General features: G+C 70.3%; 14 protein-coding genes, 2 tRNA genes and 1 pseudogene. 11 read left to right on the top strand and 6 right to left on the bottom strand.

The window, feature by feature from the left end:
• Positions 1–32: 32 nt before the first annotated feature.
• Positions 33–629: pseudogene (locus ACFWFZ_RS13060) on the bottom strand (AAA family ATPase); the annotation flags it as partial.
• Positions 626–1,309: a DUF4232 domain-containing protein gene (locus ACFWFZ_RS13055; RefSeq protein WP_387120940.1), complete on the bottom strand. Its 684-nt coding sequence runs from the start codon at positions 1,307–1,309 to the stop codon at positions 626–628. The pseudogene ACFWFZ_RS13060 and the gene ACFWFZ_RS13055, both read right to left, overlap by 4 nt.
• A gap of 192 nt (positions 1,310–1,501) precedes the next feature.
• Here ACFWFZ_RS13055 and ACFWFZ_RS13050 point away from each other — a divergent pair, with 192 nt between their 5' ends.
• The 3 genes from ACFWFZ_RS13050 (at position 1,502) to ACFWFZ_RS13040 (ending at position 3,692) form a co-directional block, all read left to right on the top strand.
• On the top strand, positions 1,502–2,890 hold the full coding sequence (locus ACFWFZ_RS13050) for a pyridoxal phosphate-dependent decarboxylase family protein (protein ID WP_387120937.1): 1,389 nt from the start codon (positions 1,502–1,504) through the stop codon (positions 2,888–2,890).
• Positions 2,887–3,342 carry an HD domain-containing protein gene (locus ACFWFZ_RS13045; RefSeq protein ID WP_387120934.1) on the top strand — a complete coding sequence of 152 codons (456 nt, stop codon included), beginning with the start codon at positions 2,887–2,889 and terminating at the stop codon, positions 3,340–3,342. The genes ACFWFZ_RS13050 and ACFWFZ_RS13045 overlap by 4 nt, the downstream gene beginning before the upstream one ends.
• A gap of 155 nt (positions 3,343–3,497) precedes the next feature.
• Positions 3,498–3,692 (top strand): membrane protein, encoded by a 195-nt coding sequence (locus ACFWFZ_RS13040; protein ID WP_030008564.1) that lies wholly within the window; start codon positions 3,498–3,500, stop codon positions 3,690–3,692.
• Positions 3,693–4,046: 354 nt separating this feature from the next.
• On the opposite strand, the gene ACFWFZ_RS13035 is transcribed toward ACFWFZ_RS13040, so the two are convergent.
• From ACFWFZ_RS13035 to ACFWFZ_RS13025, 3 genes are all read right to left on the bottom strand, one after another.
• Entirely contained in the window at positions 4,047–4,172 is a 126-nt protein-coding gene (locus ACFWFZ_RS13035; RefSeq protein WP_387120931.1) for a hypothetical protein, read from the bottom strand.
• The gene (locus ACFWFZ_RS13030; protein WP_387120928.1) at positions 4,169–4,564 is read right to left on the bottom strand and encodes a DUF6578 domain-containing protein; all 396 of its coding nucleotides are present in this window, start codon (positions 4,562–4,564) and stop codon (positions 4,169–4,171) included. Before ACFWFZ_RS13030 ends, ACFWFZ_RS13035 begins: the two co-directional genes overlap by 4 nt.
• A 130-nt stretch (positions 4,565–4,694) precedes the next feature.
• Positions 4,695–4,765 (bottom strand) — tRNA-Gly (locus ACFWFZ_RS13025).
• A 168-nt stretch (positions 4,766–4,933) separates the two neighbouring features.
• Here ACFWFZ_RS13025 and ACFWFZ_RS13020 point away from each other — a divergent pair.
• The 6 genes from ACFWFZ_RS13020 (at position 4,934) to ACFWFZ_RS12995 (ending at position 10,158) form a co-directional block, all read left to right on the top strand.
• A tRNA-Pro gene (locus tag ACFWFZ_RS13020) sits at positions 4,934–5,010 on the top strand.
• Positions 5,011–5,172: 162 nt separating this feature from the next.
• A complete protein-coding gene (gene tig, locus ACFWFZ_RS13015) occupies positions 5,173–6,567 on the top strand; it encodes a trigger factor (protein WP_387120925.1) in 1,395 nt (464 codons plus the stop codon).
• Positions 6,568–6,921: 354 nt separating this feature from the next.
• Positions 6,922–7,539, top strand: a complete 618-nt coding sequence (locus ACFWFZ_RS13010) for an ATP-dependent Clp protease proteolytic subunit (RefSeq protein WP_030649990.1) — start codon at positions 6,922–6,924, stop codon at positions 7,537–7,539.
• A gap of 55 nt (positions 7,540–7,594) precedes the next feature.
• Positions 7,595–8,272, top strand: coding sequence for an ATP-dependent Clp protease proteolytic subunit (locus ACFWFZ_RS13005; protein WP_030760910.1), 678 nt, complete (start codon positions 7,595–7,597; stop codon positions 8,270–8,272).
• Positions 8,273–8,425: 153 nt separating this feature from the next.
• On the top strand, positions 8,426–9,712 hold the full coding sequence (gene clpX, locus ACFWFZ_RS13000) for an ATP-dependent Clp protease ATP-binding subunit ClpX (protein ID WP_384538810.1): 1,287 nt from the start codon (positions 8,426–8,428) through the stop codon (positions 9,710–9,712).
• A 170-nt stretch (positions 9,713–9,882) separates the two neighbouring features.
• Positions 9,883–10,158, top strand: coding sequence for a hypothetical protein (locus ACFWFZ_RS12995; RefSeq protein ID WP_387120920.1), 276 nt, complete (start codon positions 9,883–9,885; stop codon positions 10,156–10,158).
• Between the two features lie 52 nt (positions 10,159–10,210).
• Here the strand turns inward: ACFWFZ_RS12995 and ACFWFZ_RS12990 are convergent, their stop codons facing one another.
• The gene (locus tag ACFWFZ_RS12990; protein WP_387120917.1) at positions 10,211–11,131 is read right to left on the bottom strand and encodes a hypothetical protein; all 921 of its coding nucleotides are present in this window, start codon (positions 11,129–11,131) and stop codon (positions 10,211–10,213) included.
• 127 nt (positions 11,132–11,258) lie between these two features.
• On the opposite strand from ACFWFZ_RS12990, the gene ACFWFZ_RS12985 reads away from it, so the two are divergent.
• Together ACFWFZ_RS12985 and ACFWFZ_RS12980 are read left to right on the top strand one after the other, a co-directional pair.
• Positions 11,259–13,880: a valine--tRNA ligase gene (locus ACFWFZ_RS12985; RefSeq protein WP_387120914.1), complete on the top strand. Its 2,622-nt coding sequence runs from the start codon at positions 11,259–11,261 to the stop codon at positions 13,878–13,880.
• 250 nt (positions 13,881–14,130) lie between these two features.
• A complete protein-coding gene (locus ACFWFZ_RS12980; protein ID WP_387120911.1) occupies positions 14,131–15,279 on the top strand; it encodes a sensor histidine kinase in 1,149 nt (382 codons plus the stop codon).
• Positions 15,280–15,656: the final 377 nt, after the last annotated feature.

Raw genomic sequence — 15,656 nt, 5'->3', positions numbered from 1 at the left:
GGCAGACCGTGCCGGCCACGGCACTGGCTACCGAAGCGGATGTGCCGTACGCCGACCAGCGCGCGGCGGATCCGGCCCCGGAGCGGGCCGTCCGTGTCCGCAGCGAGGTCCAGCCCGGCCGAGGCGGCCACCCGGCCCGCCACCTGGGACACCGTCAGCCGGTCGGTGGCCAGGTGCTGCGCGAACTCCGGCGCGCGCAGTGCCTCCAGGCACCCGTCGAGACGGGACACCGCGAAGCTCTCCCGCTTCAGCCCCCGGCCGAGCCCCCGCTCGCGCAGCCGCCGCAGTACCGTCGCCCGCTCCGCCAGCAGCGCGAAGTGCCGTACGTCGTGGCCCCGTTCTCGCAGCCGCCCCACGGTCTCCGCGAAGTAGGCCGGCTCCGTGACGGTCATCGGCACCAGCAGCACCCCCGGATGCCGCCGGGCGGCGAGGTCCAGTACCTCGAACACGCCCTGGCGCCACGCCGCCAGGTCCTGGAAGTCACCGCGGAGGGCGGGCGGCAGCATCCGGTGGAGCCCGAAGCCGACGTGCTCCGGATCGCACACGACGCTTCCCGGCAGCCGGCGGCACAACTCGTACGCCGTCTGCGTCTTGCCGCCGCCGAACGGCCCGTTGAGCCAGACGATCACCCGGTGACCGCCGTCCAGGGGCCGATCCCCAGCTTCCCCGTGTTCCCGAGGTCGAGCGGCCGGGCGAGCCGCAGCCACAGCCGGGGCGCTCCGGGCCGGGGTTCGATCTCCATGGCAGGCACCGTCGTGGCCGGTACCGTCGAGTCGGTGACGAGGTTGCGCCACACCACCGACCACGCTGCCGCCTGCCCCGGCGCCAGCGTCAGCCGCTGCGGCGCCGCGTCGATGTCCGGCACCCCCGTGGTGATCCCCGCCGCGCCGTGCACCACCGCGACCTCCAGCGGATCGTTGCGGCCGTCCCGCAGCGAGACCCCCGGGTAGCCCTCCAGCACGTACGCCTCCGTACCGCAGTTGACCAGCTGGAAGCCCTCCACCCGCAGCCCCATCGCCGCGTCCCCGCCGGTCTCGACCAGCCGGACCCCGCCCTCGGGGCACGACCGTCCGGACGTCGGCTCGGGTGCGGGTGCGGGTACGGTCCGGTTCGGCGCCGCTCCCGTCCCGCGCGTCGTCGCGTCCGGCTCCGTACCCGGCTGCGTGGAGCGGCCGTGCGGGCCGAAGGCCGGCCCGGGTGCGGGCGGCGTACCGCAGCCCGCGGCCCCGGCGAGCATCCCCAGGGCCAGCACGCCCCCGACAACGCCCCGCCCCCACCGCACCTGCCGCCCCTGCCGCTTCGGGATCATCCGTCGAGCGTACGACGTCCCCGGCGGGCGCCGCGTGGGCGACGGGTGGGCGACGGGCGGGGGTCCCGCGGGGACGGATGGGGACGGGTGGGGGTCCGGCGGGGACTGGCGGGGGACAGGCGGGGTACGGGCGGGCCACTCGCCCCGGATTGGCTCGTCCGCGCGGGCCCGCGCCGGCCCTACCGTGCCCTCATGGACCGCACGCTCGCCGCAGACCTCGCACGGCTCCCCGACCTGCTCGACGCCACCCGCCGCGCCGCCGCCGACGCACTCGCCACCCTCGACGAGCGCGCCGTCGTACCGGACATCCCGAAGCCGGCCGGCCCCGAACCGCTCCCGGAGCAGGGCTGCGGCACGGAGACCGCCCTGGCGGCGTTCCGCGCCCGCTGGGAGCCGCGGCTCTCGGCCTCCGCCGGCCCCCGCTACTTCGGCTTCGTCACCGGCGGCGCCACCCCCGCCGCGCTCGCCGGGGACTGGCTCACCGCCGCCCACGACCAGAACTCCAACTCCTCCATGGACGGCGCCGGCCAGGACCTCGAACGCGAGACCGTGGGCTGGCTGCGCGAGCTCTTCGGCCTCTGCGACGCCCACACCGGTACGTTCGTCAGCGGCGCCACCATGTCCAACACCACCGGTCTCGCCATCGCCCGCGAATGGCTCGGCGAACGCCTCGGCGTGTCTCCGGCCGACGACGGCGCCGGCGCCCTCGGCCCGGTCCGCGTCCTCTCCGGAGCCCCGCACTCCTCCATCGCCAAGGCCCTCTCCGTCCTCGGCCTCGGCCGCAACTCCCTCGTACGCGTCCCGACCCTGCCCGGCCGCGAGGCCGTGGACCCAGCCGCCCTGGACCGGGCGCTGGCCGACACCCCCGGACCGGCCGTCGTCGTCGCCAACGCGGGCACCGTCAACACCGTCGACTTCGACGACCTCACCGCCATCGCCGCCCTCCGCCCGCGCCACGACTTCTGGCTGCACACCGACGCCGCCTTCGGCGCATTCGCCGCGCTCTCCCCGGACCACGCGCACCTCGCCGCAGGCCTCGACGCCTCGGACTCCCTCTGCGTCGACCTCCACAAATGGCTCAACGTCCCTTACGACAGCGCCGTCCAGTTCACCCGCCGCCGCGACCTGCAGGCCCGCGTGTTCCAGAACTCCGCCGCCTACCTCGGCCCCCTCGGCGAGCACCCCGACCTCGTCCACCTCACCCCGGAGAACTCCCACCGGCTGCGCGCCCTCGCCGCCTGGTTCACGCTGCGCGCCTACGGCCGCCAGGGGCACCGGGAGATCGTCGAACGCGACATCGCCTGCGCCCGCGCCCTCGGCGCGGCCCTGGCGGAGGACCCCGCCTTCACCCTCCTGGCCCCCGTCCGCCTCAACGTCGTCTGCTTCACCCTCGCCGACAACCCCGATCCGGCCCGTCTGACCGCCCTGCGCGAAGCGGCGGCCGCCGAGGTGTTCGTCACCCCGACCGTCCACGAGGGAACCGCCGGGCTGCGCGCCGCGTTCTCCAACTGGCGTACGACACAGGCAGACGTCGACAGGGCCGCCCGGGCCCTGCGTGCGGCAGCGAGGGAGATCGCATGACGAGCAGTCCCCTGACGCTCATGGAGGTCGAGGCCCTGGCGCGCGGCGCGCACGAGGGCCAGACCGACAAGGCCGGCAGGCCGTATGCCGAGCACCTCGCGGCCGTAGCCGAGGGCGTGCGCGTCCGCGGCGGAACCCCCGAACAGCAGGCCGCGGCCTGGCTGCACGACGCGATCGAGGACGAGGCGCTCAGCCTCACGTGGCTGGATTCCGCCGCTCTCCCGCAGTCCGTAAAGGACATGGTCCTCGCCGTCACCAAGCGCCCCGGCGAGCCGGTCGAGAGTTACGCGGCCCGCATCCTGGCCACGCCGGGCGCCCTGCTGGTCAAGGAAGCCGACCTCGCGCACAACGCCGACCCCGCACGCCTCGCCGTACTGGACGCCCCCACCCGCGACCGACTGTCCGCCAAGTACGCGTATGTCCGTTCCCTCCTGGGCCTCGCGGCCCCCTGAACCCCCTCGTCCGCGGCGGTTGGTGAAAACGGAACCATGGCCTTTCGTCACGGGGCGTATGACCGTGGCCGGTTGGTGGGAGGATGGTCCATGTGGGGGCATTCTCGGCCGTGCGCCCCCGGCCTACCAGGGGACGACCGAAGGTGTGATCAGTAGTGGCCATTTCGCTGTCAGTGGTGGTTCTGTTGGCGGTCATCCTGGTGGTGCTGATCCGCGGCAACCACATCAAGACGGGTCCCGCCATCGTCGCGGCCCTCTTCGGCTTCTTCCTGGCGTCCAGCTCGATCGCGGACGACGTGAACCGTTTCCTCAACTCCCTGGCAACGATGATCGCGAACATCAAGCTCTAGGGTCTGTATCGAGTGGCCCCGCGGCGTCGCGACGCCCGGCACGCACCCTCGGCGCACGAGCCACATGCCCTAGTAGCTCCGCTACGAGGACATTCGTCCCGCACGCCGAGGCACGCACCGAACGCCGCTCCTTGCTCCGCGGGGCAACTCGATACAGACCCTAGGAGCGGCGGGCACGCGTCCCACGGCACCCTCCGGACCCTCCGGCAGCACGACGTCGCAGAGGTCCGGGGACGAGCCCGGCCGATCCTCGGTCAGCCCCGCGCCCGAGAGGCGGCCACAGCCGCCGCGCCGTCCGGCAGCGCAATCCCCGGAAGGCGGTGCGAGGTCCTCGGCGGTCCCGCCGTGCGGCGGCTACGCGAACGCTTCCGCGTAGCCCAGCCGGAACGCCGCCCCGTCCCGCGCCGCGTCCGCACCCTCCAGGCACTCCGCGGTGACGGCCGCCGGCGTCTTCGCCGGCCCCGCCCCGCCGCGCCTCACGGCCGGTCCCCGCCGCGCCGACAGGTCACCAGATACCCGGCGAAGCGGACCCCCGCCCGCTCCGCCGCCCACCCGTCGGCCCTCTCGACCGGAACCAGCACCGCCGACCCAGGGACGGGGCGCGACACACGGCCCGCGCTCCCCGCGGGTACCTCGTACCGGCAGTGCACCTCGGTGATCGTCAGCACCTCCAGCGCGGTGGGGCCACGCCCCTCCTCCTGGCCGTGGTGCTCCTCGCAGAAGTCGATGTCGGCCGCACGGCCGCGGCCGACGATGTCGGCGTAGTCCTCCGGGTCGGCCCTGAGCAACTGCCACGACACGACGTCCCCCGGCGCGAAGTCCTCCCCGCAGCACTGCATCTGCCAGTCGTCGACCCAAACCGTCAGCGTCATACCGCCATTGTCCGCAACCCCAACCCCCGCCCACCAGGCCTTTTCGCAGCGCCCCCACATCCGCAGGCCCCGGGAACGACCAAGGGCCAGGCGGAGGAAACGTCCTCTGACCTGGCCCTTCAGTACTCAGAGCGGGCGACGGGAATCGAACCCGCGTAGCTAGTTTGGAAGACTAGGGCTCTACCATTGAGCTACGCCCGCGTTGCGTGCGCCGCAGGTCCGGGGACCGTGGCACGGACAGCATCCTAGCGGGTCGTTCCGGCCGCGCGCACACCACATTCCGTGCCCGCGCCGCCCTCTGTCCGAAACGGCTCGGGAAACACCGCGCATCAGAGGGTCTCCGGGCATGTACCCTACGTGTCGCACCGACGGGGTGTGGCGCAGCTTGGTAGCGCGTCCGCTTTGGGAGCGGAAGGTCGTCGGTTCGAATCCGGCCACCCCGACCACTGGCGGCCCACCGCAAGATCGCGTTGTGGGCTGATTGCCGCTTGCGGCTACTATGCAAGCTGCGTGCCCGTGTGTCTGATGTACCGGGCCGAAGTCCGCCGGGCCGCTGATTCCAGCGAGACGGCAGATCCCCCAGCAGTCAGCCACAAGGAGACCGAACCGTGAAGAGCGCCGTTGAGACCCTGAACCCGACGCGGGTTCGGCTCACTGTTGAGGTGCCCTTCGAGGAGCTCAAGGACAGCCTCGACGCGGCGTACAAGAAGATCAACCAGCAGGTCACGGTGAAGGGCTTCCGCAAGGGCAAGATCCCGGCCCGCGTCATCGACCAGCGCTTCGGCCGCGGTGCGGTGCTGGAGGAGGCCGTCAACGACGCCCTCCCGAAGTTCTACACCGAGGCCGTCAACGAGGCCGACCTGAACCCGCTGGGCCAGCCCGAGGTCGACATCACCGAGCTGAAGGACGGCGAGCTGCTGGCCTTCACCGCCGAGGTCGACGTGCGCCCCGAGATCGAGATCCCGGACTACTCCGGCATCGAGGTCGAGGTCGACGCCATCGAGGTCTCCGACGAGGACGTCGAGAAGTCGGTCGAGCAGCTGCGGGGCCGCTTCGCGTCCACCAAGGACGTCGAGCGCGCCGCCGCCGAGGGTGACGTCGTCACCATCGACCTGGAGGCCAAGGTCGACGGCGAGGTGCTGCCCGACGGCGTCGCCTCCGACGTCTCCTACACCATCGGCTCGGGCGAGCTGCTCGAAGGCATCGACGAGGCCGTCACGGGCCTGGAGGCCGGCGGCGAGGCCACCTTCACCTCGCAGCTGAAGGGCGGCTCCGCCGAGGGCAAGGACGCCGAGGTCTCCGTCAAGGTCACCAAGGTCTCCGCCAAGGAGCTCCCGGAGCTGGACGACGAGTTCGCCCAGATGGCCAGCGAGTTCGACACCCTTGAGGAGCTCAAGGCGGACAGCCGCAAGCGCCTCGAGAACATGAAGCAGTACGACCAGGCCACGCAGGCCCAGGAGCGCGTCCTGGAGAAGCTGCTGGAGCTCGTCGAGGTGCCGATCCCCGAGAAGCTGCTCGAGGACGAGGTCAACACCCGCAAGCACAACCTGGAGCACCACCAGCTCGGCCAGATGGGCCTGGACCTGGCGAAGTACCTGGAGTTCCAGGGCAAGACGGTCGAGGAGTTCGACGCCGAGACCAAGGAACAGGCGATCAAGGGCATCAAGACCCAGTTCGTCCTGGACGCCCTGGTCAACAAGGAGAAGCTGGGCGTCAACCAGGAGGAGCTCACCGAGCACCTCATGCGCCGTGCCCAGTCCTCCGGCATGTCCCCCGACCAGTTCGCCCAGGCGGTCGTCGAGGGTGGCCAGGTCCCGATGCTGGTCGGCGAGGTCGCGCGCGGCAAGGCCCTCGCGGTCGTCGTCGAGGCCGCCAAGGTCGTCGACACCAACGGTGAGGTCGTCGACCTCTCCGACGACGAGGACGAGGTCGAGACGGCCGCCGAGACCGTCGAGGCCGCCGTCGACGGCGACGACGAGGTCAAGGCCGACGAGGCCAAGTAACACCTCGGGCGAGACCGGGTAACACCCCGGGCCAGGCCGGGTGACACCTCTGGCCGAGCCCGGGTGACACCCCTGGCCGAGCCCGCCGAGCAGTGCCCCGAAGGGCCCGGACGCAGCCGCGTCCGGGCCCTTCCGCATGGCCGCGGCGCGGTCCCCGCAAGGCCTGAGGACCTTGCGCTCCGAGCGAACAGTTCGGGAAGCGGGATGGCGTTGTCCGACCTGCGCGTTAGGGTCCATGAATACGAGGGCACGTGAGTACCCGGGCGCCGGCGGACCCGTCCGCTCCGGCTGGACCGTGCCCCAGAACGAGACGCTGAGACGGCACATGGCCGTCGGAGACGAGCAGGTGGATACGTGACGAATCTGAAGCCTTACGCCGCGGGTGAGCCGTCCATCGGTGGCGGCCTCGGCGACCATGTCTACAACCGGCTGCTCGGCGAGCGAATCATCTTCCTCGGCCAGCAGGTCGACGACGACATCGCTAACAAGATCACCGCGCAGCTCCTGCTCCTGGCCGCCGAGCCGGAGAAGGACATCTACCTCTACATCAACAGCCCCGGTGGCTCGGTGACGGCCGGCATGGCCGTCTACGACACCATGCAGTACATCCCCAACGACGTCGTGACCATCGGTATGGGCATGGCGGCCTCGATGGGGCAGTTCCTGCTCACCGGTGGCGCCAAGGGCAAGCGCTTCGCCCTGCCGAACACCGACATCCTGATGCACCAGGGCTCCGCCGGTATCGGCGGCACCGCGTCGGACATCAAGATCCAGGCCCAGTACCTGCTGCGCACCAAGCAGCGGATGGCCGAGATCACCGCGTTCCACTCGGGCCAGACCGTCGAGGCGATCATCCGCGACGGTGACCGCGACCGCTGGTTCACCTCCGAGGAGGCCAAGGAGTACGGCCTCATCGACGAGATCATCTCGGCCGCGTCCAACGTTCCGGGTGGCGGCGGCACCGGGGCCTGATCCCGGCAGCCACCGTCAGTACCCCGCAGCCGACAGCCCGCAGAACGCCACCAGGATGGTGAACACCCAGATGCAGAACAACTTCTCCGCGAGCTCCGCGAGCGGCCTCTACTCCGGCCCGCAGGTGGACAACCGCTACGTCATCCCGCGCTTCGTCGAGCGCACCTCGCAGGGCGTGCGCGAGTACGACCCGTACGCGAAGCTCTTCGAGGAGCGCGTGATCTTCCTCGGCGTGCAGATCGACGACGCCTCGGCCAACGACGTCATGGCGCAGCTGCTGTGCCTGGAGTCCATGGACCCGGACCGCGACATCTCGATCTACATCAACAGCCCCGGCGGCTCCTTCACCGCGCTGACGGCGATCTACGACACGATGCAGTTCGTGAAGCCGGACATCCAGACGGTCTGCATGGGCCAGGCAGCCTCCGCCGCCGCCGTCCTGCTCGCCGCCGGCACCCCCGGCAAGCGCATGGCCCTTCCGAACGCCCGCGTGCTGATCCACCAGCCCTCCGGCGGCACCGGCCGTGAGCAGCTCTCGGACCTGGAGATCGCGGCCAACGAGATCCTGCGCATGCGCGACCAGCTGGAGACCATGCTGGCCAAGCACTCGACGACGCCGATCGAGAAGATCCGCGACGACATCGAGCGCGACAAGATCCTCACGGCCGAGGACGCCCTCGCGTACGGCCTGATCGACCAGATCATCTCCACCCGCAAGAGCACCAAGCTCTGACCCTTGCCGCCAGTTGGCGCGGGCACACCACCGGATTCGGCGATGTGAACCACGTCAAGGGGGCCCCGCACGGGGCCCCCGGCAAGGTACCGTCGGATATGAGGCACCAGGAGCGCTGAACCAGGCGTCTCCCAGGCGAAGGGGAAGCACCTCGTGGCACGCATCGGTGACGGCGGCGATCTGCTCAAGTGCTCGTTCTGCGGAAAGAGCCAGAAGCAGGTGAAGAAGCTCATCGCAGGACCCGGTGTGTACATCTGCGACGAGTGCATCGACCTCTGCAACGAGATCATCGAAGAGGAGCTCGCGGAGACCTCCGAGGTCCGGTGGGAGGAACTCCCCAAGCCCCGTGAGATCTACGAGTTCCTGGAGAGCTACGTCGTCGGCCAGGAGCCGGCGAAGAAGGCGCTCTCGGTAGCGGTCTACAACCACTACAAGCGCGTCCAGGCCGGCGAGAACGGCGGCGCGCAGGGCCGCGAGGACGCGATCGAGCTCGCGAAGTCCAACATCCTGCTGCTGGGCCCCACGGGCTCCGGCAAGACGCTCCTCGCGCAGACGCTGGCCCGCATGCTGAACGTCCCGTTCGCCATCGCCGACGCGACGGCGCTGACGGAGGCCGGGTATGTCGGCGAGGACGTCGAGAACATCCTGCTGAAGCTGATCCAGGCCGCCGACTACGACGTCAAGAAGGCCGAGACCGGGATCATCTACATCGACGAGATCGACAAGGTCGCCCGCAAGAGCGAAAACCCGTCGATCACGCGCGACGTGAGCGGCGAGGGCGTGCAGCAGGCCCTCCTGAAGATCCTGGAAGGGACGACGGCGTCCGTGCCGCCGCAGGGCGGCCGCAAGCACCCGCACCAGGAGTTCATCCAGATCGACACGACGAACGTGCTCTTCATCGTGGGCGGCGCCTTCGCCGGCCTGGAGAAGATCATCGAGTCGCGCGCGGGCGCCAAGGGCATCGGCTTCGGGGCGACGATCCGCTCGAAGCGCGAGATCGAGGCCAGCGACCAGTTCCAGGAGGTCATGCCGGAGGACCTGGTGAAGTTCGGGATGATCCCCGAGTTCATCGGCCGTCTTCCCGTCCTGACCTCCGTGCACAACCTGGACCGTGAGGCCCTGCTCCAGATCCTCATCGAGCCGCGCAACGCGCTGGTCAAGCAGTACCAGCGGCTGTTCGAACTCGACGGTGTGGAGCTGGACTTCGAGCGCGGCGCGCTGGAGGCCATCGCGGACCAGGCGATCCTCCGCCAGACGGGCGCGCGCGGCCTGCGCGCCATCATGGAAGAGGTCCTGATGTCGGTGATGTACGAGGTCCCGTCCCGCAAGGACGTGGCCCGGGTCGTCATCACCGCCGACGTGGTCCGCTCCAACGTCAACCCGACACTGGTCCCGCGGATCGTCCCGAAGGACCAGGGCCCGCACGAGAAGTCGGCCTAGCCGCAGGGCAGTAGACCGGTACGCGAAAGGGGCGCCCCCACCGGGGGCGCCCCTTCTCCGCATTCAGGACTCATGCGCGCGACAATCGGCCAAAGGTTCGATGAGGCCTGGAGCGGTTGTGGTTTTCTTGATCCCCTTCGCAGGGGGAAGTTTCTGCGGAGGGATAAAGAATGAAGAAGAAGCGTACGCTCGGCGCTCTCGCAGCGGTATTCGTTGCTGCCACCTTGCCCGTTGTTGCAGCTTCACCGGCATCGGCCTCTTCGGCTGACTGCCAGGTCTACCTGCGGAATCTGGGATACAACGTGGGTACGCAGGTGCAGGCCGCATGCGATCACGCCGCTGCATGGGACATGTCGGGGATGAACCGGCATGGCTGCTATGTGAGTCTGGTGAACCTCGGAGTGAAGGTCAACGACGCTTCCACGGCGTGCTACCAGCTCGCCTGAGAGCGGCCAGGTCGGCGCACGGATTCTGCCCTGCGCCGACCGCTGCCCCGGGTCACGCCTTGACGCGGGCGGTGTTGTAGAGCTTCGCGGCGAGCTCCGCGGCCTGCTCCTGGGTGTAACCCGGCTTGTTCGCCAGGATCGACGCCACGTCGGAGGCGCTGACCATGGCGATGGTGCTGTAGTCGCCCCAGACGCAGAAGGGCAGCGTGGCCTCCTTGGGCCCCTTGGTGGACGTGTCCTTCGACGTGAACTTGATGTCCTGGCACTTCATGACGGCGCCCTTGAAGTTGGGCGGGGACATCGTCTTCGGGCTGCCGATCAGCTGCACGTCGGACTTGCCGTCCTTGGCGGCGTCCATCCTGGCCTTGGCGAAGTAGCCGTCCACCGACTTCTCCGGGTCGGCGATCTCGCCGTAGAGGCCGGAGAACTTGAGGCCCTTCGCCGTCAGCGGGTTCTTCGGGTCGCCGGCCAGGTAGTCCATGCCCACCTGGGTCGGGTTCTTGATGCCCGCCGCCTCGGCTTCCTTCTTGTCCTCGTCGGTGAAGTCGTCCTCCTTGTACTTCGCGTCCTTCTTGAAGTCATCGACCGCGTCCGGGGCGGCCAGCTTGTAGCCCTTGGTGTCGTCCGAGACGGCGCTGCCGCCGCCCAGGAGGTACCAGCCGCCGCCCACGATGACCGCCACGGCCACGACCACGCCGATGATCACGCCCGCCTTGGACTTCTTCGGGGGCTGGCCGCCGTACGGGGCCTGCTGGGGGTAGCCGTAGGCCGGGGTCGGCGGCTGCTGGGGGTAGCCCTGCGGCGGGACGCCCGGCTGCTGCGGGTAGCCGTAGCCCGGCTGCGGGGACGCGGGCTGGCCGTACGGGCCCGGCTGCGCGGGCTGGCCGTACGGGCCCGGCGGCGGAGGCTGTTGTCCGTACGGTCCGGGCTGCTGAGGCTGCTGTCCGTAAGGTCCCGGCTGGTTGTAGCTCATCCCGCGTCCCCCTCTGAGGTTGCTTATGCGTTCCTCACATCCTGTCCCAAGCCGAAGCCCGCCAGGGCGCCGGGCCCCTCCACAACCGGTTTCATGACTGGACTGTTACGGCCCTAAACTGGGCCCCGTGACCGAGAACACGCAGACACCCAGCAGCCCCGACTCCGAACTGCCGACCGCCTACACGCCGGCCGACGTAGAGGGGAAGCTCTACGAGCGCTGGGTAGAGCGTGGGTACTTCACGGCCGATCCCGCGAGTGAGAAGCCCCCGTACACCATCGTCATCCCGCCGCCGAACGTCACCGGTTCCCTCCACCTGGGCCACGCCTTCCAGCACACGCTCATGGACGCCCTGACCCGCCGCAAGCGCATGCAGGGCTACGAGTCGCTGTGGCTGCCCGGCATGGACCACGCCGGCATCGCCACCCAGAACAAGGTCGAGCAGCAGCTCGCCGAGGAGGGTAAATCCCGCCACGACCTGGGCCGTGAGGCGTTCGTCGAGCGCGTCTGGCAGTGGAAGGAAGAGTACGGCGGCAAGATCCTCGGCCAGATGCGCCGGCTCGGCGACGGCGTCGACTGGTCCCGCGAGCGCTTCACCATGGACGAGGGCCTGTCCAAGGCCGTCCAGACCATCTTCAAGAAGCTCTTCGACGACGGCCTGATCTACCGCGCCGAGCGCATCATCAACTGGTGCCCCCGCTGCCTGACGGCCATCTCCGACATCGAGGTGGAGTACCAGGAGGACGCGGGCGAGCTCGTCTCCATCCGGTACGGGGAGGGCGAGGACACCCTCGTCGTCGCCACCACCCGCGCCGAGACGATGCTCGGCGACACCGCCGTCGCCGTCCACCCCGACGACGAGCGCTACAAGCACCTGGTCGGCAAGCTCGTCAAGCTCCCGCTGACCGACCGCTCGATCCCCGTCGTCGCGGACACCCACGTCGACCCGGAGTTCGGCACCGGCTGCGTCAAGGTGACCCCGGCGCACGACCCGAACGACTTCGCCATCGGGCAGCGCCACAACCTGCCCAACCTGACGATCATGGACGAGCACGGTGTCATCACCGTCCACGGCCCCTTCCTCGGCCTGGACCGCTACGAGGCCCGTTCCGCGGTCGTCGGCGCACTGCGCCAGCAGGGCCGCATCGTCGCGGAGAAGCGCCCGTACCTGCACTCCGTCGGTCACTGCTCGCGCTGCAGCACCACCGTCGAGCCGCGCCTGTCGCTGCAGTGGTGGGTCAAGGTCGAGACCCTCGCCAAGGCCGCCGGTGACGCGGTCCGCGACGGCCGCGTCGCGATCCACCCGGTCGAGATGGAGAAGCGCTACTTCGACTGGGTCGACAACCTCAACGACTGGTGCATCTCGCGCCAGCTGTGGTGGGGCCACCGCATCCCGGTCTGGTACGGCCCGGACGGCGAGGTCGTCTGCCTCGGCCCCGACGACGAGGCGCCGACCGGCGAGGGCTGGACGCAGGACACCGACGTCCTCGACACCTGGTTCTCCTCCGGCCTGTGGCCGTTCTCCACGCTCGGCTGGCCGGAGAAGACCCCGGACCTGGAGAAGTTCTACTCCACCGACGTCCTGGTCACCGGCCACGACATCATCTTCTTCTGGGTCGCCCGGATGATGATGTTCGGCCTGTACGCCATGGACGGCGAGGTCCCGTTCAAGACGATCGCGCTCACCGGCCTGGTCCGCGACGAGCGCGGCAAGAAGATGTCGAAGTCCTTCGGCAACGTCGTCGACCCGCTGGACTGGATGGACAAGTACGGCTCCGACGCCGTCCGCTTCACCCTGGCCAAGGGCGCCAACCCCGGCACCGACGTCCCGATCGGCGAGGACTGGGTCCAGGCGTCCAGCAAGTTCGCCAACAAGATCTGGAACGCCACGCGCTTCGCCCTGATGAACGGCGCCACGATCGAGGGCGAGCTGCCGCCGGCCGAGCAGCTGTCCGCCACCGACCGCTGGATCCTCTCCCGCCTGAACAAGACGATCGCGCAGGTCGACGCCTACTACGAGGACTTCCAGTTCTCGAAGCTCAGCGAGGCGCTCTACCACTTCGCGTGGGACGAGGTCTTCGACTGGTACGTCGAGCTGTCGAAGACGACCTTCTTCGCCGGCGGCGAGCAGGCCAAGGTCTCTGCCCGGGTCCTCGGCGAGGTCCTCGACGTCATGCTGCGCCTGCTGCACCCTGTGGTCCCGTTCGTCACCGAGACCCTGTGGACCACCCTCACCGGGCGCGAGTCGCTGGTCATCGCCGACTGGCCGAAGGACAGCGGCTTCCGCGACGACGCCGCCGAGGCGGAGATCGGCAGCATCCAGACGCTGACCAAGGAGGTCCGCCGCTTCCGCAAGGAGCAGGGCCTCGACGACAAGCAGAAGGTCCCGGCCCGCCTGGACCTGACCGGCACCGCGCTGGCCGCCCACGAGGCCGCCATCCGCCAGGTGCTGCGGCTCCAGCCCGAGGGCGACTCCTTCAGCGCCACCGCGACCCTCCCGGTCGCCGGCGCCACTGTCGCGCTCGACCTGTCCGGCACCATCGACGTCGAGGCCGAGCGCAAGCGCCTGACCAAGGACCTCGGTGCGGCCGAGAAGGAGAAGGCGCAGGCCGAGGCGAAGCTGGGGAACGAGGCCTTCCTGGCCAAGGCCCCCGACAACGTCGTGGACAAGATCAAGGGCCGGCTGGCCAAGGCCGACGCGGACATCGCCCGGATCCAGGCCCAGCTGGAGACGCTGCCCGCCGCGTAGTCCCTCGTACGACGCTGAAGGCCCCCGCCCCGGTCCGCCGGCGCGGGGGCCTTCGTCTGCGGTCGGCCACACCGTGCGGGCGAAGCCCGCCGCGATGCAGGCCCAGGCGAATGCCCCTGTCCGGTGCGGGAGTTTCCGCACCGGCCGACAGGGACGCAGGGCCCTCCGGGCTGTCCGAAGTGCCCTACATCACTGCGTTCCCCGGGCGGCTGGATCTCATCCGCGGCGCCGACCACGGATGATGGAGGGCATGCATGTCGAGCCCGTCGCCCCGGTGTTCCACCGATGCGTGGCCGCCGGCCGTCGGCTGGCCGACACGTGGGCCGGTTCACCGCGGGCGGTCGACGTGCTCACCGCGCTGGGCTGCCTCGGGCTGATGGCCCTCGACCTGCCGGGTCTGGCCGCCGCCGACAACTCGCTGAGCGGAGCCGCCGCGGCCGCGGCACTGGCCCTGGGCTGCGCGACGCTACTGGTGCGCCGCCGGCTGCCCTGGCTCTCGTACCTGACCGCGCTGCTCTTCATCGGGTGGCTGCACGAGCTGACCTTGATCCAGTTCGCGCTCTACTCGGTCGGCCGCTTCCGCGGACGCCTGGCGGGGATCCTGGCGACGCTCGGGTACCTCGCCTTCGCGCTGGTCATGTTCTGGGTGCCGGGCTGGCCCGAGCCCGCGGGGCAGAGACTCAGCGGCTTCCTCGGCATCGTCGTGCCCATCGGCGCGCTCGCCTCGGCGGTCGGGATCGCCGCCTACCGGCACGACCTGGTGCGGGAGCTCGCCGCCCGGCGGGCCGAGTCCGCCGTGTTCCAGGCGGTCCAGCAGGAACGCACCTCCGTCGCCCGCGACGTGCACGACTTCGTCGGACGGGAGCTGACCCTGCTGACGGTGCGCTCCGAGGTGCTGTCGGTACGGGCGCGCGAGACGGCGCACGCCAAGGACTTCGAAGAGCTGGCCGACACCGCGCGCCGGGCCCACCTGGTGCTCAACGAGATCATCGTGCAGCGGGGCGAACGGGCCTCGACCCCGGGAGTGGACGGGCTGGCGGCGCTGGCGCAGGAGAGCGGACGGGCCGGCTCGCCCGTGCGGCTGTCCATGGACGAGGGCGTGCACGGGCTGTCGCCGCTGAGGCAGGCGGCGGTCTACCGGGTGGTGCAGGAGTGCCTGACCAACGCCGCCAAGCACGCGCACGGGGAGACCATCGACGTGTCGATCGCGGTGGACGGCCCGCGGCTGCGGATCGCCGTCAGCAACGCCCTGCCGGCCCGGACGCCGGGCCGGGCCCCCGTCTCGGCGGGCTCGGGCACGGCGAGCATGTCCGAGCGCGTCCGCAGTCTCGGCGGCACCCTGACGGCGACCCGCACGGACGCGGCGTACGAGGTCGTCGCCACCCTCCCGCGCGGCTAGGGTCTGTATCGAGTTGCCCCGCGGGGCAACTCGATACAGACCCTAGGTCCTGTCTGGAGTTCCCCCGCGGCGTTGCGGCGTCTGGCATGCACCGGTTCAACCCGATTGGCGTTTGCCGGCAATCCGGCGCGAATCGGGCAGCCGGAGCAAAATCTTCAGGAGACTCCGGCTCCGGCGGGTCCGGCACCGGCCAGGCCGAGCCGGTCGCCTGCTTGGCGTGCTCGGCGGTGCGCTCGGCGATGAGCAGCCCGTGCTCCCTGCGGTGGTGCCCGCCGTGACGGCGGCCACGGACGGCTCAACGAGGACGATCCCGTGCCCCCGCGCGCAGACGAGGGCCGGCGGTCCCTGATCGATCCCTGTGTCGCGGCTGGGAGCTG

The organism is Streptomyces sp. NPDC060232, from assembly GCF_042726555.1.
Taxonomy (GTDB): Bacteria; Actinomycetota; Actinomycetes; order Streptomycetales; family Streptomycetaceae; genus Streptomyces.
Note: the sequence above shows the minus strand (reverse complement) of the source record. Positions and strands in the feature narration are given on the sequence as shown.